Below are 23,473 nucleotides of genomic sequence, written 5' to 3'. Positions count from 1 at the left end.
AGCCAGCCGGCCATTGAAACCACTACCACCGACAACGGCGTGTTCTCCGGCGGAGCAGATGTGAAGCCTATTGTTGAAAAACCCTGGTAGTCACCACCACCCAATAACCACTTAACTCAATCAACTACAAACCCATTACTGTTATGAAATCTGTTAAATCTCTTTTCGCCCTCATCGCTATCGTTTCTCTGTCGTTCGGATGTGCTTCGGTTACCGACGCCTCCCTCAACGACGAACTCTCCAGCCAGCCGGCCATTGAAACCACTACCACCGACAACGGCGTGTTCTCCGGCGGAGCAGATGTGAAGCCTATTGTTGAAAAACCTTGGTAATAAAGTGGATTTCCTTACATTAAGACTTCAATAATATGATTAGTTGTGATCCTACTTTATTTAATACTTTTTTTAGCTCCCTTTTCTTCTGACACTACCTATGTCAAAAAAACCGAGACACAGATAGCTGCGTATGTTTCCAACATCGAGAAAGGTCAAAATGTAAGCTTAAACAGCTGGGCCATTCACGAGATTGCTTCACTTAATTGTGAGGGGCTTGATATAGTAAAATCATCAGTACAAAGCCTGGCTGAAAAAGCTTCGTTCTATGATAAAATTTCTTGTGACGAGTTGGATGAACTCAGTCAATCTTTTTGGGATAAAACAGAATCGGATCTCTTTAAGCAAATTATAAACAGTGAAGATACGGTCTCCACTGCAATCATCGGCTATGATGAACATCCCTTAATTCATTTTCGACTTTTGATGGAGAATGATTTCCATAATTATTATTCCACAAATTATTTAAAAAACGCATTAGAGAACTGGCTGGGTTATATAAATTCAGAACCATCAAACAATGGGCTCGAATTCGCTATCGTTCTCTCCAACGTCATTCGTACTGCTTATATACTTGACAGGTACGGCGTAATTCAAGAAAATTATGAGAAATTTGTTAACCAGAATTGGTTGCCAAATTCAATCCATAGATTAAAGCTGTTAGGTGCTTTTGATTACACTTTTTATATCTATGGAAAATATGATAAATCCCTACAACTTCAGCGGAATTATTCTTTACCGCTTGCAATGTTTATTGGAAATAAAACTGAAATAAATTCCATCAAAGTAAGGCAAGGAGCCTACTTAATTTCTTTAGGGAAGTATCAAGCGGCGAAAGTCATTTATGAAGAGCTCTATAATGAGTCAGAGACCTTAGAAGAACAATACTCTCTTTTCACCAACTTAGGAGCAACTTATTTAAAGCTTGGTCAATCCAATAAGTATATTTCCTTTCAATTACGAGCTTTAGATCAAGAAATAGAGGAATATACAACCCGGTTAAAAATCTACCGAAATTTATTTATCTACTACAGTTCCATCAACGATGTAAATACGGCTCTGAATTACATTGAAAAGGCTCGCGAAGTAGCGATTGAAAATCAGGACACAATCGAATTGGCATTAATCGATTTCTACTTAGGTTCTTTTTATTGGAACAACTATAAAGATGCAGAGAAATCACTGGCTAATTTAAGTACTGCTTCTCAAATATTTTCAGCCGAGAAGAATTACGAAACCTACATCGATTTGCTTGTCGAGAAGGGATCCATTTTGAGCAAAATTGACTCTCTTACAGAAGCGAGACAAACATTTCAAAACGTAAAGCAACTAACCCTTTCCCGTTCAGATACTCCTGATTATTTAGATGCCGTAGTCAATCTTACAGCTATTGATTTAAAGCAGAATAAAATCAAAGATGCCGCCAAAAACCTGGAAGATATACAGCTCTATTCGCTTGAGAACATGGATTTTCAATTATCTGTTAAATACCAAACCGTCAAGTCGAACTACTTTAGTTTATCTGGCAACGACAGAGCCGCTATAGATAATCTCTTACCCGTCATTGATCAGGTGATTGACCGCGCCAAGAATAATACCGACACACAGGAAGGGTACTGGTCGGTAGAGGATGAATACCTGGATGCTTTTGAGCTAATTGTCGAATTGCTTATTGATAATAACAGAAGCCCCGAAGCACTGGAAATTTTAGACCGGCTAAAAACCATCAATGACGCTACGCTCTATAACAGTCCTTTAGTTAAAGCAGCCAAGCTTACTGAAGAGGAATTGGCTGAAGAAAAAAGATTAAACCAGCGTATTCAGTCTCTTAGAAAAAAATACCTGAATGCAACTCAGGAAGAGCGGTTTCAAATAAACACTCAAATCGATCGTATTTCTGCTGTAAGGAATCAAATTCTGGCAGATGTAAATCTGGACAAAGAAGAGCCTTTGCCCCCGATTTGGTCAATCCAACGTTCTTTAAATGAAGATGAGTTGTTGCTTCATTTCACCGAAGTGGGCACAAAACTGTATGTCAGTTACCTGACTTCCTCCCAAATCAGGATAAAATATTACACCTTTGATAAGCAGCGCCAGGCTTTATTTTCTCAAATTGGAGATAACCTGGCATCAGGAAACACAAACCTGCTTGAGCTTTACCGGCTTCACGAGATTCTGGACCTGAAGGATATCCCGAGTCAGATTAAACAGATTTCGGTTGTGCCTGATAATTACCTCTACCGAATTCCCCTGGAGGTTCTGCCCACTGAAAAACCAGATTCACCGATCAGTTTTGGCAGTACCCGGTACTTAATTGAAGATTATCACTTCCGCTATTTTACATCACTGAAAGAATTTGACAGCAACCGGCGTACTTTTTCTGCCTCTACAGAAACTGACTTTTCAGGCTTTGCCATTTCAGACTTTCAGAATTTTAAAGGCACAAATTTACCATCTCTGCCTTATGCCACCGTAGAAACAAACAACATCACGAATGTACTTTCATCCTTCAATAACAAAAAAGTATTTACCGGTGATGCTGCCACTAAAGATATTTTCAAGCAAAAAGTAGGCACTTCCCGGCTGGTACATGTTGCCACGCATAGCGAAGTCTCTGAGAAAGACCCTCTATTCTCCACCATTTACTTAAAGAATTCTTCTGACTCCGATACCTTACAGTCCGATCAGGCTCTGTATGCCTATGAATTGTTTGATACCCCGTTGAACAGTGAATTCATTATGCTGAATTCGTGCAGTTCCGGATCCGGGAGTTACATTCAGGGAAGCGGTATTATGGGGATTAGTCGTGCCCTCAGGTATGCCGGCGCTAAAAGCTTGGCTTTGAACCTCTGGTCAGTAAATGATAAAGTAGCCTCAGAGTTTGCTACCGACTTTTATGATCTACTGAATGAAGGTGAAACTAAAAGTGAAGCTATCAGGCAAGCAAAACTCAACCAATTGAAAAGAGCCAATGCCAATCCGCATTTTTGGGGAGCCTATATGATGATCGGGAATCCTTCGCCGGTTACAAACAAATCAACAAATGCCGGCCTAATTTTTTCTCTGTTAGCTCTTACAGGTCTGCTAACCGGATTTATCACTTACAGAAAAGAGAGCAGCGGTTAATCAGTAAACTTATGTTTACTTCTGAACATAAAAAAGGCGCTTACATTATATGCAAGTGCCTTTTTTATTTAGTAGCTTTTTCTAATTATAAAGGGTCATTAACAAGTTTTTTGTTATCTGCTCACGTTTTCCAGCGCATCCACATATGTTTTTGCGACTCGGCTGTAAGCGCCATTGAGTTCATAGGCTTTTTGGAAGGCATCTCCCGCTTCCTCAAGACGATCTAATTGGAAATACGTGTTACCTAAAAACCAGTAGCCTTTTTCAAGAGTAAGTACTTCTATGTTTTCTTGCGCAGTAACTATTTTGAAATTTTCGATAGAGGATGAATAATTGCCGTTGTTATACTGAATTGAACCTAAACTCAGTGCAATTTCAGCTTTTAGTTGTGGCTCTTTGACTTCTTCCAGTTCGGATTGGAGTAATGAAATCGCTTCCTGAACCTCCCCATCGGTAGCCAAACGAATAGCTCTTCGAATTACATCGCTGGTAACAGTAGCAGAAACCCCTTCAGCATCCCTAACAACATCTAATCCAATCTGTGCTATCGGGCTTACCGAGAAGTCACCGGAAGGATTCATATTTAACACCCCTACTACCGATGCTATCAAAATTACAGCAGCTGCCGCAGCATATTGGGCAACTTTTCGGAAAGAGTGTACTTTGGAAGATGGTTTTGCTGCTTGCTTACGGTCGATAACGGCCTTTAAGTTGGCAACGCTTTTCATATAGTCCATGTAATATTCATCCTGAATAAGCTCAGACCACAATTCATCAACCTGCTCAGCATCAAGCCGACCGTTTACATACAGATCAATCTTCCTCTCTAATTCTTTATTAATCTTACTTTCTATCATTTTCGTTATTATAATAGTTGTGATTACTAACTGTGATGTGATAATGAAACGTTCAACAACAAATAACTCGAAAATTTACCGCCTTTATACCTCATATAGCACGTAATTGCCGTCATTTGTACTACCCATATCAAATTATCTCTGACAAGAGTAAGTTGATCGTCCTTTGTTACACATTTTTTTCAATTTTTTTTTAAAAAAGTTATTTCGCTCTTTACTTCTTTTATTTAGAAGAGTATCTCACACAATAATGTTACAGTATTTTCCTTAATCAGTAAGAATATTAAACGATTTTAATTATTGGACTTCCATGCCCTCTGCCAATCCATTCAAATATTTAACAATCATTGCACTTGTCTTTGTCTCCTGTGGGAATAACCAAGTAACCATACAGGGAAGCATCGATTACCTCGGGGATGCCGACCTCATCATTCAGCAACAACCTGTTCATTACAAATATTCCCCGATGATAAGAGATACCCTGAAAGTATCCGATCAAGGCTCTTTTTCGTTTACCACTCCTGTATCCTCCCGGCACCTTCGCACTTTGCAGATAAACGATGAATCCTATCCCCTTGTCTTATCCCCCGAAGCTGATTTAGAAATTACCATACAGCGCGCTGCATTCCCTGAAAATGTACGCGTGGAAGGCTATCCCGAATCTTGGGGTGAACGATATAATCGCTACCTGACTGAGACTGAAGAAATCGAGACACAAATTCCCCTTGAGGAAGAAAAGATTAAGGTTGGAGAAGAAAACACCCTGCTTAAGCTGAGTGAAAGAAAATACCAAATTGCTGAAAAGCACCTTTCCGGCACGCCACTGCATGATTATTACCTGAAAGCAATCGGCGAGCACCTTGTATTTGCTGTCCGGTCTATTGAATACAATCAGCGGTTCAATGAAAGTTTTGATGCTGATTCTGCCAGAGAGCACGTTTTTTCTTTGGCCGATTCCCTCAATTTTTTCACCATAGAATCACTGAAGGCCCAGCGAGCAGGAATACGTGACTTTGCCCACTATTACGCTCGCACTTTTGGCATTTACGACAGCGTTAAGTCTGCTTACGGGCAAGATTTGTCTGAATACGATATCAAACGATTGGCCTATGAGGAACTGAATGAGAAACGCCTTCAGGTGTTAGACCATATAGAAAGTCGTGATGCAATGGCTCACGCCCGAATGTATCTGGTTGCAGAACGAATTGGAGAGCAGGATTTGGAATCGGCAACTCCAAGTTATGAAGCCTACCTGGAAGAGTTTTCTGGTTATCCTGAGTACACAGAATTTCTCACTTACTTCTACAATGAAATCAAATCAGTTTCCCCGGGCCAGCCGGCAGTTCCGTTTTCCCTGCCAGATATAGATGGAAATATCCATACTATGAAAGATTACCGGGGTAAGTTTGTACTGCTCGATTTTTGGGCGGGATGGTGCCAGCCTTGCCTGGAAGAGTTTTCCTACATGAAAGACATCTACGCCAATTACTCACGTGATGAACTCGAAATCATCGGGATTTCCAACGAAGCCGACAGCTTGGTTTGGGTGCAGGATATTAAGCGACTGGAACTCCCATGGGTTCAGCTTTACGGAGGCAATGGGTTTGATGAAAAGACCTTCAAAGCCTATAAAGGGGGTGGAATTCCGTTCTATATTTTAGTTGATCCGAATGGGGAAATTGCCCGATATAACGATGTTCGTCCCTCCTTTAATTTCATACCTGTTTTAGACAGTTTACTATCCGAATATAAAAACCAAATGAACTGATGATCCGACTTTTCCCCATTCTGATAATCCTGTCCACACTCACAGGGTGCCAGCAAAAGGCCCCACAACAAGAAGAAGTCATCGATTCAAAAAGACTGGGACAAATGCTTGTTGTGGGTTTCCGTGGTACAGAAATTGACGACAATCACCCGATAGTAAAAGATCTGAAGGAGTTAAATATCGGCGGGGTCGTTCTGTATGACTATGATTATGAACTTGAGAGTTTTGGGAGAAATATTGAGTCGCAAGACCAACTGCTCAAACTTTCCAGCGATCTGATTGCATACGCTCCCATTTCACCAATAATCGCTGTTCATCAGGATGGCGGCTTCCAGTCACCGCTCAATAGTTTATATAATGACTCAGAGGAATTAAAAGAAGGTTTTCTTCAGGATTCAGCATCGTCCGTTTCTTATTCCAGGAAATATGCTCAGGAATTTACGGTTCTTAGCCTCAACACCAATTTCAATCCTCGTTTGGATTTACAGCCCCCCTCAAATCAAGCACCAAATCCGGAGATTATTTCTTCTGATCCCGATGTGGTAACGCAGCAAGCGAGCCACATTCTTGACGAATATGACAAGGAATTACTCTTCAGCGTACCCAAGTATTTTCCGGGTTACAGCAGCGATTATCACCCCTCGGATTCGATAAATGACGTAACTGATGTTTGGACGGATGATTTCCTGCAGCCTTATCGTGCCCTTCTTTCATCAGATCGGGACGTTTGGGGAATCATGACCGCACACAGCTTCAATGCCAATATTGATTCCGTATGGCCCGGAACCCTGTCCGAAAAAACGATCACAGGATTACTTCGTGATTCCCTCGGTTATGATGGTGTTATACTTTCTGATGATCTTCAAAAACCCATCATCACCAGCAAGTACAGCCTGGAAAATGCCCTTCAACAGGCCATTAATGCAGGGGTAGATATACTGGTTTTGGGCAATAATCACGCTTATGATGAACAAATAGCTAAACGGGCAATAGGCATCATCCAACAACTGCTGCGAGAGGGAAAAATAGAAAAGGAAAACGTGGAAGCTTCTCTTTCCCGAATCGACTCCCTCAAAATAAATGTAATTGAAGGACTTTGTTCATGCATGAATTTTTGACCATGGATTCAGAAATCATTGAAAAAACAGAAGAGTACGTAAGAAAGAAATTGCAGGGTGAAGGAACCGGTCACGATTGGTGGCACATACACCGGGTAAGAAACACGGCACTTCAGCTGGCAAAGATTGAAGATGCTGATCTTTTTATCGTGGAACTGGCAGCCTTACTGCATGACATTGCTGATCATAAGTTTCATGACGGGGATGAGGAAATCGGGCCGGCCACTGCCCGAAATTGGCTGGAAAATATTGGTGTGGAAGAATCCATCATCAACCGGGTATGCATCATCATCCGTGATGTATCCTTTAAAGGCGCTGAAGTTGAAACGAAGATGGATACTATCGAAGGGAAAGTAGTGCAGGATGCTGACCGGCTGGATGCTTTAGGCGCCATCGGGATTGCGAGGGCTTTTGCTTATGGCGGATATAAAGGCCGCGAACTATACAACCCGGAAATTAAGCCTGAGAGCCACAGTAGTTTTGAAGCCTACAAGAAAAGCACCGGACCAACCCTCAATCATTTTTATGAGAAGCTGTTTCTGCTTAAAGACCGGATGAACACCCAAGCCGGAAGAAAAGAAGCGGAAAAGCGCCATCAGTTTATGAAAGAATTCGTTGATCAATTCATTTCTGAATGGGGCGGAGATTTTGAATTATGACTGTTGAATCACTGTAATCCAACATTCATAATTTCAAATTTCTAATCTCCCATGTATGCTTCTCCTTTTATAATCCATTCCGGTTCCCCTTCCCCTTTCAGATAATAGTCGAAATACTCTTTCATCCGAATAGCGTAATCCAGTTTATTGGAAAATTTTTGAGGATGATGCGGTTCATCATGATACTGAAGAAATACTACATCCTTGTTGTAGCGTCGCATAGCCAGATACATCTCAATACTTTGATACCACGGAACGGCGCCATCAGCATCTCCGTGCATGATGAGCATCGGAGTGGTGATTTTATCCGCAAAAAACACCGGTGAGTTTTCAATGTATTTTTCAGGAGCTTCTATCAGGCTTTGACCAATCCGGCTTTGAGTTCGTTCGTATTGAAACTGCCGTGCAAGCCCTGATCCCCAGCGGATACCACTATACGCACTGGTCATATTACTTACCGGTGCACCGGAAACAGCGGCATCAAAAATATCGGTTTGGGTAACCATAAAGGCCGTTTGGTAACCACTCCAGGAATGGCCATGAAGACCAAGCTTATCCTCATCAGCGATACCCATCTCAATCAATTTCTGTATGCCGGGCACCAGACTCTTGGTTGCCGCAAAGCCCGGACGACCAATTTCAAAACGAATATCAGGAAGAAAAACGACGTATTCGTCACTCACATATTGAGCAAAAACCGGGCGGTGATTGGTCTTCGGCTCATTGAAATCATGCAAGCGATCGGTAAAAAACCGATAGTAATACGTCATAATCGGATACCGCTTATCAGGATCATAATTATCCGGCTTAATGACCACACCCTGAATATACTTTCCATCCAAGCTTAACCAGTCGATGAGCTCAGCTTTCCCCCAATTCCATTTTTTATGGAGGTCTTCATGAAGATTGGTCAGCTTACTTTTTCGTTTAAACTGCCGGTTGTTAGCTACCCAGATATTGGGAAATTCATCGTAGGCTTCCCGTTTGTACAATATCGTATTCGCATCCTCCGCTTTATCCACAAAAGTAAATTTCTTATCCTCTTCCAGTAGCCGACTGACACCTGTTCGATTCACTTTAGCTGAGTAAAATCCGAAATTCTTCTTCAGGTCGTGATAGGAAGTCAGCAATAACTCCTCATTATTGGCATACGGTTCCCCCCAATCCTTATCCATTCTTTCTATGCGGAAAATCCGTTTGGCTTCCCGGCCGGCCCCATCGGTAATAGAGACGGGCTCACTGAAATCGGTTGGAAATCTCCAGATGTCGTACTTGTCATAAATCATTACAGCACGATCATCTTCAACCCAACCGGCGATACCGTAATCGGGCACCCGGGATGGGTAGTCATGATCTTCGTTATAGAATGGCACTTCCAGGTTTGCGGTAATATTCCGGGTTACCCCCTTTTCGATATCAAGCAGATTCCAGTGCTTGTTCACATAAAATGCTGCAAACGTACCGCCAGGCGAAAGGCTAACCCCTTCCGAAAATTTCTTCCCAATCAACGTACGCTTTCCGGTTTCCAGATTTACATAGTACCAATCGTTGAAAAAACCTTCCCAGGTCATTTCTTTCATGTACGGAACCTGAGAACTTCCCAATACCACATTTGGGTTATGAGCTATATCAATTTCCGGCATTTCATGATCAGCCAGCTGCACCCACTCTTCTTTATCAAGATGATACACCGCCATGTACAAATGATTTCTTGTGGCATTCCAGGAAACTTTTTCATGCGTTTTGATTCGGGGGTCATCTCCATGCCAGATATCCAGCCCTCGATCTTCAATGATATCATCCACGTCGTAGATATCTATTTCATCATCTTCAGCATCATCTTTCCTGGTATCCAGCGCCGCCATTTCGGCATTCATAAAGCCAAAAAACAGTCGTTGCCCATCATTAGTAAAAGTGAGTTCGTTGTTAGATCGCAACACATATCCCTCGTTCCCGGCTTCGGCATTCAGCAGCGTGGACAACTCCTCATTTTGTGCATTCCAGATATGAACCGAAGCATTACTTTCAACAAAGGAAGTGTCATACGTAGCTTTGGTGAATGCCAGTTTTTGCAGGTCATAGTCCCAGGTCAGGTTTCCGTATAATCCGTTTTCCACCAGGTCAATAGCCCGGGAATCCTGATCATTTAAATTAAAAACATACAGTCCGTTTTCACCGTCAGAGGTATCCACCACAGAATAGGCCAGGTAATTGGAAAGGCTGTCGAACTCCATTTCCCGTACAAACGGTAAAGAGAAAGCAGAGCCTGATTCGGTGTTCCAGAGCGTAACCTCTGTACCTAACTTCTTATTCCCTGATTTGAGGTCTTCCACTTCTTTAGACTGATGATGCTGAATGGCAAGCCAGCTTCCATCTTCTGAAAAAGCAAAAGAACGAACACTGTCAAACTCCGTGATCGAGCCATCGCTTGTGGAAAGTAAAGACAGCCCTTGTTTCGGTTTATTCTTGTCGGATTTAAGTTCTTCCGCCAGGGGTACCTTCCGGAAAGCAGCTACCCAGGTCCCGTTTTGTGTGATTTCGGGCGATGCACCTAAAGTGATAGAGTAGGTATTCCGTCCGTTTGTGCTTTTCACCTCCACCCGGCCATCACCACGATCGGGCCACACTTCATAAGCAACCCAGTCGCCATTTGCTGACAGTTCTATGGAGCCGATGTCTTCGAATTTCATAACATCTTCGAAACTCAAAACCCCCTGAGCCGTAGCCCAAACCGGAAAAAGAAGAGCGGCAATTACAATGAGAAACAAACGATTTTTTTGTGAATGCATGATTCTATACTTTGATGAAATTGATGTTCCAAATAAAGTGGATTCCGGCATCAGATGAAATCCTAAATCTGTTTGTTTTGGAATCTTTTACCTCAATAACTTTTCTGATATGAAAAACTCATCCTACACCTATGATTATTTTTCAGGTGCTTTTGAACAGGCAAAAATAACGGCCGAAGATCTACTTCAAAGCGTAGATAATGATGTATTTCTACGCAAGCCGAATGAAGATAAATGGTGCATGGGCGAAATATTGAACCATCTATTACAGGCCGGAAATGAATATTTGCCGCAAATCAAAAAAGGACTCAACAGGCCGGATGAAGATTTAGCGAAAGGCGGTGAGCCCTTTGCCCCCAACTTCCTCTTTCGGTGGTTTATACATATTGTAAGTCCTCAATACAACCGTGCAGTCCCTACCGTTAAACCTTTTGAACCGAAAAATGTGGATGAGATTAATCGGGAAGAAGTACTGTCTGATTTTCTTGCCCTTCAAGACGAATTCATTCACTTAATCAAAAAAGCCAAGTTGGAACAGCTAAATCTGGACCGGATAAAAACCCGCAATCCTATTATCAAATTTGTGCCCATGTCTTTGACAGCCTGCTTTGGCGTTCAGGATGCCCACCAACGCAGACATTTTAAGCAGATGAAAGCCTTGAAAGAGCAGTTTACTGTAGGTTAAGCCGCAGCCATAAACGGCGGGCTTGTGAACCGGAATACATGGTGCATTAAATCCGGCACATCATTGTTATACAGATCTTTTCCGTTACAATTATGGGGTTCAGCCCTGGGGAATTCTAATGTTCATTACCGGTCAAACTTGCGCTTCCGCTCCGGGTATTCATCATAAGGAAAGAGAAACAGTCCATACGGCTCATGCCCCTCTTTGCCCACATCCTGATGGTGCCTTTGGTGAGCCCGCCGGATCAGCTTCATAATTTTATTATCACTGCTGAAGGGCACAAATCTTTTATGAGCAAAGAGGTCGTGAATGATAAAATACAACACTCCGTAAACCGCAACACCTGCCCCAATCCCGAATGCCGGCGACGTAAACATAGTGGTGGACCCATCTACCATCAACCAAATGGAAACACCGGCAAAAAACAGCGAAAAAATGTCATTCAGTTCAAACAATCCATGGTTCGGTTTGTGATGCGACTCGTGAATGTTCCATAGAATCCCGTGAAATAACCACCGGTGCACACAATACGAAACAATTTCCATCCCCGCGAAACCCACGCCTATAAATCCGATTAAGTAAAGCCAATCCATACTGCCCTTTTGATTTACGCTAATATTGTATCCTGATTTCCGATTAGCAAACTAAATTTTTGAGATAATAGTTTACTCTTTCCAGTGATACACATATTTTACACATATAATATATGTAAGCAAAGAGGTGCGTATGGAGGGACTAAAAATTTACCAGGGAGGGTCGGCCAAAAAACAGCGAAACGAGGTAAAACTTTCGCAAAAAGCGGAGACCGGATTTGTATCTCCGGCGGCCGATCATCTCCAAAAACCGCTGGACCTGGAAGAATTGATTGTGCATCGCCCTGCCGCCACGTTTTATGTGCGAGCTGAAGGAAACGCGATGAAGGCATCGGGGGTGCAGGATGGAGACATCCTTGTGGTGGACCGATCCGTACATCCATCAGATGGAAATATTGTGATAGCCGCGATCGAAGAGGAGCCCGTAATCAGAAGGCTGGTTAAGAGAGGGTCGCGGCTATTTTTAATTTCTGATGATTCCCGGTTTGAACCGATCACCATTCACCCCGATACCAACTGGCTCATTTGGGGAGTAATCACTCACGTCATTCACCGTTATGAAGTATGATCCTGAACCTCGAGAATTTCAATAACCGAAGCTCCATTGCTTATGCAATGATTGACTGTAATAACTTTTATGCCTCGTGCGAACGCGCGTTCAACCCTTCTCTGGAAGGTAAGCCGATTGTAATACTCTCCAATAATGACGGCTGCGTAATTGCCCGATCCGAGGAGGCTAAAGCCCTCGACATCCCGATGGGGGCACCGGAATTTAAGTACCGTACATATTTCAGGGAAAAGAATGTGACCGTCCGTTCTTCGAACTATCCACTGTATGGAGATATGTCGAACCGGGTCATGGAAACCTTGCGACACCTCACACACGATATTGAGGTGTACAGTATTGATGAAGCATTTGCGGAAGTTTCCACCAACACCTTTTCTGATTTAGAGGAGTATGGGCGTCACATTAAGGAAACTGTTTATCGGTGGACGGGAATTCCGGTTTCCGTAGGTATTGCCCCGAGTAAAACACTGGCCAAAATCGCTAATGAAACAGCGAAGAGAAATGCCGTTTATAATGGTGTTCTGAGCTTATGTGATAACCCCGTCGCAGATCAAATCCTGAAAAACATGCCGTTGCAAAAAGTGTGGGGAATCGGGCATGGACTCACGATCCGCTTAAACCGGTTTGACGTAAAGACCGCCTACGATCTTAAACAGAAAGTCGATTATAAACGATGGGTCCGAAAGCACCTGAATGTGACGGGACTCCGAACGGTGCTGGAGCTCAACGGACTCCCCTGCATGAAACTAAGTGATGCTCTCGATTCCCGTAAAGGCATTCTTACCTCCCGCATGTTTGGGAAGCCCCTGTACAACCTGGAACCCATTCAGGAAGCGGTAGCCACGTACATAAGTCGTGCCGGTGAAAAGCTGCGTGCCCAGAAAAGCGTGGCATCCTGCATGCATGTTACACTGATTGGAGACCGCTACGACAACCTGAAGGGTAAGTATAAATATGGTGGCGGCCACTTTTTCCAGGTTCCTACCGCTCACACCCCAACTATGATTCAAGCCGGAATGGCCATTTCAAAATCGGTATTCGAACCGGACACCAAGTACAAAAAAGCAGCGGTAATGTTAACCGGGATTGTACCCCACAGCGAAGTACAAATGGACTTATTTGATCCCGAATTATATACGCAAAAGCAGTTTCACTTAATGAATTGCATAGATCAGATTAACACACGCCACGGCAGGAACACCGCTGCCTTTGCCGCAACGGGGCAACATCGAAAAAACAGCGAAGAGGCAAATTGGAAAATGAATCAAAATTATCTGAGTAAAAGATATACCACAGAATGGAAAGATATCATGACGGCTAAAACGAAGTGAATAGTGATGGGGTGATATAGTGATATTTTTTTGGTCACTTCATCACTTCTGCGGCTTCTTTGCCCAGCTGCATACCTAAAGCCACTCCCATTCCACTGAGGCCGGCTACCACCAATGTCTTACCATTGATGCGCTGTAACATTGGGCTTTTGGTGCTCGTGAAACCCATAATTCCCGACCATTCCGTATCAATCTCCCAACCCTCGGGAAGCCTTAAAACATCGTTTGCGAATGATATAAGGCTTTTTTTTATTTTTTGGTTCGTCCCAAACTCAGTTGTTGTTTCAACATCAATGTCTAAACTTCGGGCTCCCCCGAGGAGAAACCGATCCCCTTCCACTCCCCGGAAATAATAGTAGCCACAGTCAAAGTGATAAGTGCCTTTCCACTGTAGATCCGATATGGGTTTTGTCACAAACACGAATCCACGGCCGGGCTTTATATCAATATCATCGAGAAGGGTTGATGTGAATGAGTTAGTAGCTACAGCCAGCTGCTCGCCTTTAAGCTCAATTCCATTTTCCAAAATCAGCACTCCATTGTCCTGATCCATACTTTCTGCCTGCGACTGCCACCTGAATTCAACACCCGCTGCCAGATTCTTTTCATAAAGAGTCCGCATCATTTTACCGGGGTGCAGACAACCTTCCTGTTTTATACTAATTGCCGGAAATCCATTATGCTCGCACTTTTGATAGACCTCCTCTAATCCGGCCGCTTCCCTCAGCCACCGGTTACAAATATCGAGATGCTCTAAAGCCTGTTCATAAACCCGGGCATCAGTGAAAATTTCATAAGCCCCGGGTTCCCGGTAACCAATGTTTTTATCACCCAGAGTCTGGCGCAGTAATCCCAATCCATGTATTCTTCTCCGGATGCGGTCGATAATCTTACTCTCTTCCTCAATCTCCATGTCAGCCATGTGTTCGGTCACCGAACCGAAGCATGCGAAACCGGCATTTCTGGTACTGGCGCCGATGGGATAGAATCCACGATCCACTACCAGCACTTTTTTGGCCGGGTTATTTTTTTTAAAGAAATGAGCGATAGACTGTCCCGTCAGGCCGGCACCCAGCACAATTAAGTCGAACTTCCGGCCATATAGTTCGGATTCCCAATAAGATCGTTCTGCCTGTATCATTTGTGGGTAAAAACTAAAGAAGCCATGAGTGGAGTTGCAACCTCAAAAAACCGGTCATCAACATTATATTTTGGATGATGCCATGGATATTTGGAATCGGATTCTTCGCTTCCACTTCCCACAAAAAAGAACGCTCCGGGGAAATGCTCCTGATAGAATGCAAAATCTTCTCCGGCCATGATGGGCCGTTTTAATTCTATAGCCGATTCTTCACCAAACAAACCGGACATAGTCTCAAGTACAGTTCGGGCTTCTTTCTCTGTATTTATCACCGGCGGATATCCTTTGTTCAATTGAAACTTGTAGCTACCCCCGGCCGATTCCGTGATTCCTTTTACCAACGCTTCCAATCGGTTATGAACTAAGTCTGCAGTTTCAACCGTCAGCGTTCTGGCTGTTCCCCAAAGTTTTACTTTCTCGGGGATAATGTTATGGGCCGTTCCCCCCTCAACTCTACCTACCGTTACCACTACCGGTTCGGTTGGGTCCACGCTTCGGCTGGCTATGGTTTGAACCGCGTTGATATATTGGGCGGATAAAACCACCGGGTCAATCGCTTCGTGTGCCCGGGCTGCATGCCCGCCTTTACCTATAATTTCAACTTCGAATTCATCGGGTGCTGCCATCAACGGGCCAACCTTGGTTGCTATAGTCCCGGGCTTGTGCATTGGAGAAGTATGTAAACCATAGATGGCCTGCACTCCCTGATCTTGAAGGAAACCGGTTTCACTTAAAAGCCTCCCACCTCCGGGCAGCTTCTCCTCCCCCGGTTGAAATACAAGCAGTACTTTTCCTTCAATTTCAGCCTGAAGCTCCTTCAAAATTTTAGCAGCTGTCAGTAAGTTGGAAGTGTGAGCGTCGTGACCGCAACAGTGTGCTGCTCCCGGATTTTGGGATATAAAATCTTTTTTTGCTTCCCCATTTTCCTCCATGGCCAGCGCATCAATATCTGCCCGAAGAGCAATCACACGGTCTGATTTTCTACCCCCTTCTATTATCCCCACGCAACCTGTTTCAAGGGGAGTTTCAAACGGAATGCCGGTTTTCTCCAACTCAGATTTAATGAACTTTGTGGTTTCAAATTCCTTATAACTGACCTCCGGATGTCGGTGTAAATATCTGCGCGTTTCGACCGCGTACTGAATATATTTATCAGTGAGTTGTTTAATTTGGGAATGCATGCGTATTCTTTGAATTCAAACGTTAGCTGATGATAAGGATATTATCTGATTCAACGTAACCTTTACAGCAGCGAATCGTACCTTGACAGGTCATAAAAACAGAAGGACACATGAAGAGAACATCCTGGGAAATAATATTAGCCGGCCTTTTTTTTGTAGGTATTGCCTTATACATCGTAGGGCAGCACTCTGAACCTGAAAAGTCCAAACGAACAGCCTTTGCAAGCGATAGCATTCGCATAAACATAGATGGTGAAAAGCTGCATGTAGTTGAACTTAAGAAACTCGAGAATCTTGAAAATTTAGAGAATCTGAAGAACCTCGAGAACCTGAAGAATCTCAAAAACCTCAAGAATATCACCAATTTCTTGCCTGTCGAAATTCAGGAAGAGATTGAAGCTGAGATCAACCAAGCCCTGGAAGAACTGGAGCAGGAAGGCATCAATGTTGATATAAATCGTGAAGAGGGAATTGTATCCATTAACAAAGAAATGGCGGCAAGCCCTGGAAACTGGATGGTAGTTTCACCCGGTGTTTTTGCTTATGTGAAAGAGTATGATGCTTCAAACGTAAAGCTTACCAATATTAAACTTCCCTTTGGCTCTGTCACAATTAAAGGCGGTCAGGGCAATCAGATTAAATTTACTATTGAAGCTTCAGGACAAGTTTCAACCAAGGCAGACCTTGAGTCGAGGATTAACACTTCATCTAACATTAACTCAGGCAGTGCGAACTTTGAAATCAGCAGCCTAAGAGCTTTATCGAAAGATCAGAACATTCATTTACAGGCCACATTGATTATCCCGGAAACCATGAAGGTTTCTTCCATAACACAAGCCGGGCATATAACCTCAGATAATGTAACCGGAGAACAAGTGTATGAGACCAGGGGCGGGCACATTAATCTTACAAATGTAACAGGAGATATAAGTGCCAAAACCAGCGGAGGGCATATCACGGTAAACAATTCAGAAGGGAAACTTCACTTAAGCTCTCTTGGCGGACATATAAAGGCTCAGAATATTGTCGGTTCTGTATTAATGAAAACTTCCGGCGGAAATTTAGTAGCTGAAGAACTATCCGGTTCTGTACGGGCACAGACAAATGGCGGTAATATTGAGCTTCACTTTGTGGATCTTCAAAATTCATCACAGGCAAACACCGGTGCCGGCACCATATCTATCCTTGTTCCTCCATCAACCAATGCTAGGTTTGATTTATCCGGGAACAAGGTAGAGATCGATAACACTCTCAATTTTACAGGAACACAATCCTCAGGATCTGCCAACGGTAAGATCGGATCCGGGGTAAACTCCATTTCTGCAAAAACCAGTTATGGAAAAGTGATTCTAAAGCAATCAAACTGAGATCCTTCAGCCTGTTTTCTATATGATGGCTGATGCGTTATCTTTGGAGTTATGACACCTACAGTTCACCAGACCAAAGACGGCTCTTCGACTCTCTATTCAGATAGTTTTGAACAATTTTATCATAACCCGAATGGAGCGGCATCAGAAAGCCTGCATGTTTTTTTTGAAACACCGGGATTGCTTTCATGCCTGGATACAGCTGATTCATTAACCATTTTAGAAATTGGATTTGGCACCGGACTCAGTTTCCTGCTGTTGCTTGATATCCTTAAACAGAAAGAACTTAATATACCCGTAGTTTTTTGGTCGGTGGAGGCTTTTCCGGTTGACCGGAGCACCGCATCTGAGTTCAACTTCAAAGAACATCTTAAACACCCTGAACTCAATGATCTGCTACCGGGCATTTTTGATGGACTAAAACCAGGTCTGAATAAACTTCACCCATTGCCAGGCTTAAGTGCAACGTTGAATCTCTTTTATGGAAAGTTTGAGGATTTTTCTCCGGAGAATGTGCAAGCCGATTTTATCTTTCACGACCCCTTTTCGCCCGAAGTAAATGAAGAACTTTGGACCCGCCACGCCTTTGAACGGCTGGCTTCATACTCTAAAAAGGAAGCGGTTCTCGCCACATATTGCGCAGCTTCAAAAGCCCGGGGAGCCATGTGCGCTGCCGGGTGGAACGTTGCTCGTTCACAAGGCGCTTTGGGTAAAAGGGAAATGACGGTTGCTTCACTTTCCGGGGAAGCACTGGCGGGGTTCAAAAGGGTTAACGAAGAGAGATTAGCTGAACGCTACAACACCGGGGATTTCGACTAACCCGAAATTTAGAGCCAAAATCATCTATTTATGGAAGGGATGAAACCGGGTTCTATTTGGAATGATTAACAAATTCGGTGATTAGGTCTTTTATCTCCGGAACACCCTCCCTGGAATCTGATGAATACGGTAAAATCGGAATCTCAATATTCATCTCTTTAAGGATACGCCGTACCCTTGCTTTCGACTGGTTCACTTTATTTCGGGAGATTTTATCTGATTTAGATAACACCACTGAAAACGGCTTTTCATTCATCGCCATCCAGTAGAAAAAATCTTCATCAAGCTGGCTGGGTTCATGCCGCACATCCACAACGTGCAGAATCAGACTCAGCGACTCACGATCCAACAAATAATTGCGGATGCTTTTACCCCAACGTTCCCGTTCTTTTTTGGGAACTTTGGCATATCCATAGCCGGGCAGATCAACCATAAAAAACTCATTCCCAATTTTATAGTAATTCATCTGCTGTGTTTTGCCCGGCACATTTGATGTCCGTGCTATATTCTTCTTTTTCAGAAGGGCGTTAATCAGCGAAGATTTCCCTACGTTAGACCGGCCTGCAAAACATACTTCAGGTAAGCTCGCCGGTGGACATTCTTCAAGTTTTGTGGCGCTGGTAATAAATTTGGGCTGGGCGTTAAACATCAAACCAACTCGTTTTCTTCTTTCTCAACGCCAAAATTGACCGGCACCGGGTAATTACCCGTAAAACAAGCCGTGCAGTAATCATGACCGGAAGGATTTGCTTCTTTAACGGCGTCAACAAGTCCGTCTGCTGATAAATACCGGAGGCTGTCCACCCCAATTTCTTTGGCCATTTTCTCGATATTACGGTCAAATTTATTAGCTATCAACTCATTGGGAGTAGGAAAGTCCATCCCGTAGTAACAAGGACTGATAATTGGCGGTGAACTCACCAGGAAATGGATTTCAGCCGGATTACATTCTCTGATCATATCAACCAGGTAACGGGAGGTTGTTCCCCGCACAATCGAGTCATCCACAATAATAACAACCCGTCCCTCAATCACTCCCCGAACGGGATTGAACTTGGTTCGTACTTTCTGTTCGCGGGATTTCTGGCCCGGTGAGATAAAAGTCCGGCCCACATAATGGTTTCGAATCAGTCCGATATCATACTTACAATCGTTACCTAATTTGTTGCTTTCGCTGGCATACCCAAGAGCGGCAGTGTTACTTGAATCGGGTACCGATATAATAACCGGTTTCTTACCCGTTGTGTTATTCTTCACGATATCAGTTAGTGGATGCTCTTTGGCCAACTGTTTACCAAGATTACGCCGGATCTTATCAACCATCTCACCAAAAATCTTACTGTCAGGACGAGAGAAGTACACGTACTCAAAAATGCACTGACTGGTACCCGTTCCCTCTTGAGGAGATATAAAATAGGACTTCGGTTCGTTGTTTTCGTCGGCATCCTTGTCAATCACAATCACTTCGCCGGGCTGCACATCCCGAATGTATTCGGCATTGTTAATATCAAAAGCGCAGGTTTCGCTGGACACGCAGTATGCACCATCCACTTTACCCAAGGCAAGAGGCCGGAATCCGTTGGGGTCTCTGACGGCGATCAGTTTGTCATCAGTAAGAATAACCAGACAGTAGGCTCCCTCAATTTGTTCGAGTGCGTCCATAATCTGATCCATCTGGTCTTCCTTATCACTATGCGAAATAAGGTGCAGAATTAATTCGGTATCAGAGGTACTTTGAAAAAGGACGCCTTCTTTGCGGAACCGCTCTCGGATTTGTTTGGCATTGGAAAGATTCCCATTGTGACCGATGGCCAGGTTTCCATTCCGGTAATGCACCCGAAATGGCTGGATATTCGCGGGATTTTTGGAAGAGCCTGAGGTAGAGTAGCGGTTATGGCCAATGGCATTTTTACCTCTCAATATTTTCTTAAATACCTTGGATTTGCTGAACACATTCAGTACCAAGCCAAAGTCTTTATAAGCGGGCATAGAGTACCGGCCTTTGTCGTCATCAAAATAAGAAGTAACTATTCCGGCCGATTCCTGTCCCCGGTGCTGTAAAGCGTGCAAACCATAGTAGGTATGAAGGGCTGCATCGGGATGATTATAGATACCGTAGATTCCGCAATATTCGCGAGGCTTGTCGCTCATATTCAAAGCTCCAGATAATAAGTGATTAAGTAAGTGTTAAAGATAAGAAATGATTCGGGGTTTCGGGAATTAGAACTCACAGAAGTTATCTACAGATTGTTCACATCAGTTTATGGTGTGAACTTTTCTCTTTAGTTTGATGAAGCTTTAGGCAATTCAATGTAAAAGGTAGACCCTTCGCCTTCTGTGCTTTCAAACCAGATTTTCCCGTTCATACGCTCTACAAATTCCTTAGAAAGGCTCAACCCAAAACCGGTGCCCTTTTCTTTATTGGTACCTTCTCTTGTCCATGATTCTTTTGAAAATACTTTACCAGCTGCCTCCTTGGTTATTCCGATGCCGGTATCTCTGATAATAATCTTCACATTCTGGGAATCAGGCTCAGCCTTAATCTCTATTTCATCACCTTTGCCTGTAAATTTTATACTATTGGAGACTACATTGCGAACGACCAATTGCAGGGCATTCTGATCAGCCAATACATGCTCGTCTTCCGAAATATGGTGATGTACCTCCACCCCCTTTTTGTTCGCTATAAAAGTATGGCTCGACACAATCTCATCCACAACATTATGGATGTTGATAGCACTGATTTCCATTTTCACCCCTGATAGCTGATCTTTGGCCCATGCAAGCAGGTCTTCCATTACATGCACATTCTTTTGAATGGACATCTCAAGCTCGGGAATCAGCTGAGTAAGTTCCTCATTTGAAATCACATTGCCTTTAAGAAGGTGGAGAATGCCCTGCATGGAACTCATAGGTGTGCGCAGGTCATGAGCTATAATGGCAAATAACTTGTCTTTTGCCTTGCTAGCCTCTATAAGCTCCTCTTTTTGCGCTTCCAGCACTGTGTTTATTTCTTCCCGTTCGCGGGCACTTTTACGCATCATAAATAGCAGCACCACAATCAAAGCTATCACCAGCGAACCCACAACAATAAATATGTATTGCACCTGTAATTGCCTCTCCTGCTGAGCCTGTTTATCCTGCAATAACCGGTTTACCTCATTTTGCCGATCCAGCTCAAGTTGATTCTCAAGTTCTGCGAGTGCTTGTTCTTTCTCGATACTCGTAAGGCTATCCGACAATTCTTTGTACAACTCCAAATACAGAAGGGCCTCCTCGAAACGGTTTGCTTCCCGATTGGTTTCATAGAGTTTTTCCCGAATATCCTGCATAAATGGTGTGGCGCCCAGCCTTTCTGCTATATCTTTTGCATTTTCAAAGTATTGAATGGCCTCTTCGTAGCGCTCCATTTCTCTGTATAAGTTACCAAGGCCGAAATTATTATAGTATTCGCCCTGTATGATGCCGAGCTGCTGAGAATAAGCAAGTGATTCACGAAACTGAGCTTCTGCCTGCTCATAATTGCCCAACTTCCCATTCAGTCTACCAAGATTATACAGCACAATTACAGGAGGAGAATCCGGGCGGATTTGATTATTCAGTTCCAGAGCCTCGTTATATAAGTCTAAAGCTTCCTTAAGCCTTTCCTGTCCGTTACGGGTATTTGCAAGATTCAGAGTAGTTCGGTACAGCTCAGGTATAAGGTTTTTCTGCTCAGAAAGAGTCATCGCTTTTTCAAGATAGAACGCTGCTCGCTCATAATTCTCTTCAGAATTATAGGCATTACCGATGTTATTGAGTGTTGTGGCCCAGAAAGTTGTGTCACGGGTCATTTCAGCAAAGCGAACTGCATCAAGGTAGTACTCAAACGCCCGGGTAGTTTGCCCCAAATCGAGATAAGCATTTGCCATATTTTGGCGAATACCCGCATTGGTTCGGTCAATTTTTGCACTATCTAACCGAGATACATACTTAAGGCCTTCTTCATAAGTTTCGATGGCTTTCGCATCTTCCCCCTTGTACGAATAGGCAACCGCAAGCAGGTTGTTGAAATTCACTCTTAAATTGCTGTCGGGATATTTTTTGATGGCCTCATTTAAAACAACGATAGCCGAATCTTGTCGTTGTTCATTAATCAGGATATCAGCGTAACGGAGGCTGGATAGTGCTTTCCCTTTTTGGAACTGTAATTCATCAGACAGGCTATCCGCTCGCCGGGTCTTTCTGCGAGCTTCCGATAAATTACCTTGCTCAAGATCTGACTCTGCCTCAGTAAGCCACCGGAGCACACGAGTGCTGTCACTTTCACTGCTAATATTCGCATCTTGAAGAGCGTAAACAGGTTGAAGCGCTGCAATTATGAAGGAAAAAGTGAATAATAGATAAACTTTTGAAAGCATAATCATTAGAAAAAAAGTTACTGATAATAGTAAAAACTATTGCCTTATGTGTTTATCGGCCCATGCAGAAGCTGAAGTAAATGAAAAAAATTGTCATATAAAAAAACCCGCCTAAAAGCGGGTTTTGTAAAGATACTTCTTTCTGTCTACCTGTTAGTTTTCAAGCGTGGCATCCAGTTCGATAGTTACACCACTGAGTGCTTTAGATACGGGGCAGCCTTTCTTCGCTGCCTCAGCAATTTCCTGAAATTTATCGTTATCTATATTGGGCACATTACCCTTTGATGTCAATTTGATAGTGGTAATAGCGCCGGCACCAGGATCAATCGTTACTTCTGCATTTGTCTGTACAGAATTTGGTGTGAAACCAGCTTTATCCAGCTCATTTGACAATGCCATCGAAAAGCATCCTGCATGAGCGGCCCCAATTAATTCTTCCGGGTTAGAACCTGATTTATCTTCAAAACGGGTAGCGAAACTGTATGCACCTTCATAGGAGCCACTCCCTACTTTCATTGTACCGTTTCCGGATTTCAAATTTCCATTCCAAACTGCTTCTGCTCTTTTTGTTGGCATAATAATTGAATTAGTTTTGATTGTAAGTCAATAATCTGAACAGCTTAAAAATGGATTACATTCCACATATTTAATCACCCACGGAATCCCCGATTTAGTGGATCGTGACCAGCCGGCATTGTGGCGCTCTACTCTTTGGGCGACCCCAACTGAAGTCGACCCG

General features: G+C 43.3%; 19 protein-coding genes. 10 read left to right on the top strand and 9 right to left on the bottom strand.

Annotated features, from left to right (window positions below; genetic code table 11):
- Window positions 1-143 precede the first annotated feature (143 nt).
- Complete coding sequence (locus JJ941_RS13225) at window positions 144-332, top strand: hypothetical protein (RefSeq protein ID WP_290966116.1); 189 nt, start codon at window positions 144-146, stop codon at window positions 330-332.
- Window positions 333-377: 45 nt separating this feature from the next.
- Window positions 378-3,458, top strand: coding sequence for a CHAT domain-containing protein (locus JJ941_RS13220; RefSeq protein WP_290966113.1), 3,081 nt, complete (start codon window positions 378-380; stop codon window positions 3,456-3,458).
- Between the two features lie 113 nt (window positions 3,459-3,571).
- On the opposite strand, the gene JJ941_RS13215 is transcribed toward JJ941_RS13220, so the two are convergent.
- Window positions 3,572-4,315 (bottom strand): tetratricopeptide repeat protein, encoded by a 744-nt coding sequence (locus JJ941_RS13215; protein WP_290966110.1) that lies wholly within the window; start codon window positions 4,313-4,315, stop codon window positions 3,572-3,574.
- 310 nt (window positions 4,316-4,625) lie between these two features.
- On the opposite strand from JJ941_RS13215, the gene JJ941_RS13210 reads away from it, so the two are divergent.
- Genes JJ941_RS13210 through JJ941_RS13200 form a run of 3 tightly spaced genes read left to right on the top strand, consistent with a single transcriptional unit; the run spans window position 4,626 to window position 7,860 of the window.
- Entirely contained in the window at window positions 4,626-6,083 is a 1,458-nt protein-coding gene (locus JJ941_RS13210) for a TlpA disulfide reductase family protein (RefSeq protein WP_290966107.1), read from the top strand.
- The gene (locus JJ941_RS13205; protein ID WP_290966105.1) at window positions 6,083-7,201 is read left to right on the top strand and encodes a glycoside hydrolase family 3 N-terminal domain-containing protein; all 1,119 of its coding nucleotides are present in this window, start codon (window positions 6,083-6,085) and stop codon (window positions 7,199-7,201) included. The genes JJ941_RS13210 and JJ941_RS13205 overlap by 1 nt, the downstream gene beginning before the upstream one ends.
- Window positions 7,186-7,860, top strand: coding sequence for an HD domain-containing protein (locus tag JJ941_RS13200; RefSeq protein ID WP_290966102.1), 675 nt, complete (start codon window positions 7,186-7,188; stop codon window positions 7,858-7,860). The genes JJ941_RS13205 and JJ941_RS13200 overlap by 16 nt, the downstream gene beginning before the upstream one ends.
- Window positions 7,861-7,901: 41 nt before the next feature.
- Here the strand turns inward: JJ941_RS13200 and JJ941_RS13195 are convergent, their stop codons facing one another.
- Complete coding sequence (locus JJ941_RS13195) at window positions 7,902-10,649, bottom strand: prolyl oligopeptidase family serine peptidase (protein WP_290966099.1); 2,748 nt, start codon at window positions 10,647-10,649, stop codon at window positions 7,902-7,904.
- Window positions 10,650-10,758: 109 nt separating this feature from the next.
- Between JJ941_RS13195 and JJ941_RS13190 the strand changes: the two genes are divergently transcribed.
- A complete protein-coding gene (locus JJ941_RS13190) occupies window positions 10,759-11,334 on the top strand; it encodes a DinB family protein (protein WP_290966096.1) in 576 nt (191 codons plus the stop codon).
- A gap of 125 nt (window positions 11,335-11,459) precedes the next feature.
- On the opposite strand, the gene JJ941_RS13185 is transcribed toward JJ941_RS13190, so the two are convergent.
- Window positions 11,460-11,927, bottom strand: coding sequence for a sterol desaturase family protein (locus tag JJ941_RS13185; protein ID WP_290966094.1), 468 nt, complete (start codon window positions 11,925-11,927; stop codon window positions 11,460-11,462).
- Between the two features lie 133 nt (window positions 11,928-12,060).
- On the opposite strand from JJ941_RS13185, the gene umuD reads away from it, so the two are divergent.
- Complete coding sequence (gene umuD / locus JJ941_RS13180; protein WP_255135258.1) at window positions 12,061-12,495, top strand: translesion error-prone DNA polymerase V autoproteolytic subunit; 435 nt, start codon at window positions 12,061-12,063, stop codon at window positions 12,493-12,495.
- On the top strand, window positions 12,492-13,826 hold the full coding sequence (locus JJ941_RS13175) for a Y-family DNA polymerase (RefSeq protein ID WP_290966089.1): 1,335 nt from the start codon (window positions 12,492-12,494) through the stop codon (window positions 13,824-13,826). The genes umuD and JJ941_RS13175 overlap by 4 nt, the downstream gene beginning before the upstream one ends.
- Window positions 13,827-13,860: 34 nt before the next feature.
- On the opposite strand, the gene JJ941_RS13170 is transcribed toward JJ941_RS13175, so the two are convergent.
- A complete protein-coding gene (locus JJ941_RS13170; protein ID WP_290966087.1) occupies window positions 13,861-14,967 on the bottom strand; it encodes an FAD-dependent oxidoreductase in 1,107 nt (368 codons plus the stop codon).
- Window positions 14,964-16,148 carry a M20 family metallopeptidase gene (locus JJ941_RS13165; RefSeq protein WP_290966084.1) on the bottom strand — a complete coding sequence of 395 codons (1,185 nt, stop codon included), beginning with the start codon at window positions 16,146-16,148 and terminating at the stop codon, window positions 14,964-14,966. Before JJ941_RS13165 ends, JJ941_RS13170 begins: the two co-directional genes overlap by 4 nt.
- 110 nt (window positions 16,149-16,258) lie before the next feature.
- On the opposite strand from JJ941_RS13165, the gene JJ941_RS13160 reads away from it, so the two are divergent.
- Window positions 16,259-17,515, top strand: a complete 1,257-nt coding sequence (locus tag JJ941_RS13160) for a hypothetical protein (protein WP_290966082.1) — start codon at window positions 16,259-16,261, stop codon at window positions 17,513-17,515.
- Window positions 17,516-17,566: 51 nt separating this feature from the next.
- Window positions 17,567-18,334: a tRNA (5-methylaminomethyl-2-thiouridine)(34)-methyltransferase MnmD gene (gene mnmD, locus JJ941_RS13155; protein WP_290966080.1), complete on the top strand. Its 768-nt coding sequence runs from the start codon at window positions 17,567-17,569 to the stop codon at window positions 18,332-18,334.
- Window positions 18,335-18,386: 52 nt separating this feature from the next.
- On the opposite strand, the gene yihA is transcribed toward mnmD, so the two are convergent.
- The 4 genes from yihA to JJ941_RS13135 all read right to left on the bottom strand — a co-directional run bounded on the left by yihA (window position 18,387) and on the right by JJ941_RS13135 (window position 23,310).
- On the bottom strand, window positions 18,387-18,983 hold the full coding sequence (gene yihA / locus JJ941_RS13150; RefSeq protein ID WP_290966077.1) for a ribosome biogenesis GTP-binding protein YihA/YsxC: 597 nt from the start codon (window positions 18,981-18,983) through the stop codon (window positions 18,387-18,389).
- Window positions 18,983-20,485, bottom strand: a complete 1,503-nt coding sequence (gene purF, locus JJ941_RS13145) for an amidophosphoribosyltransferase (RefSeq protein WP_290966074.1) — start codon at window positions 20,483-20,485, stop codon at window positions 18,983-18,985. The genes yihA and purF overlap by 1 nt, the downstream gene beginning before the upstream one ends.
- Window positions 20,486-20,616: 131 nt before the next feature.
- Entirely contained in the window at window positions 20,617-22,734 is a 2,118-nt protein-coding gene (locus JJ941_RS13140; RefSeq protein ID WP_290966071.1) for a tetratricopeptide repeat protein, read from the bottom strand.
- A 153-nt stretch (window positions 22,735-22,887) separates the two neighbouring features.
- Entirely contained in the window at window positions 22,888-23,310 is a 423-nt protein-coding gene (locus JJ941_RS13135; RefSeq protein WP_290966069.1) for an OsmC family protein, read from the bottom strand.
- Window positions 23,311-23,473 lie beyond the last annotated feature (163 nt).

The organism is Gracilimonas sp., assembly GCF_017641085.1.
Taxonomy (GTDB): Bacteria; Bacteroidota; Rhodothermia; order Balneolales; family Balneolaceae; genus Gracilimonas.
The sequence above is the reverse complement of the archived record's forward strand: the minus strand, read 5'-3'. Positions and strand labels throughout refer to the sequence as shown.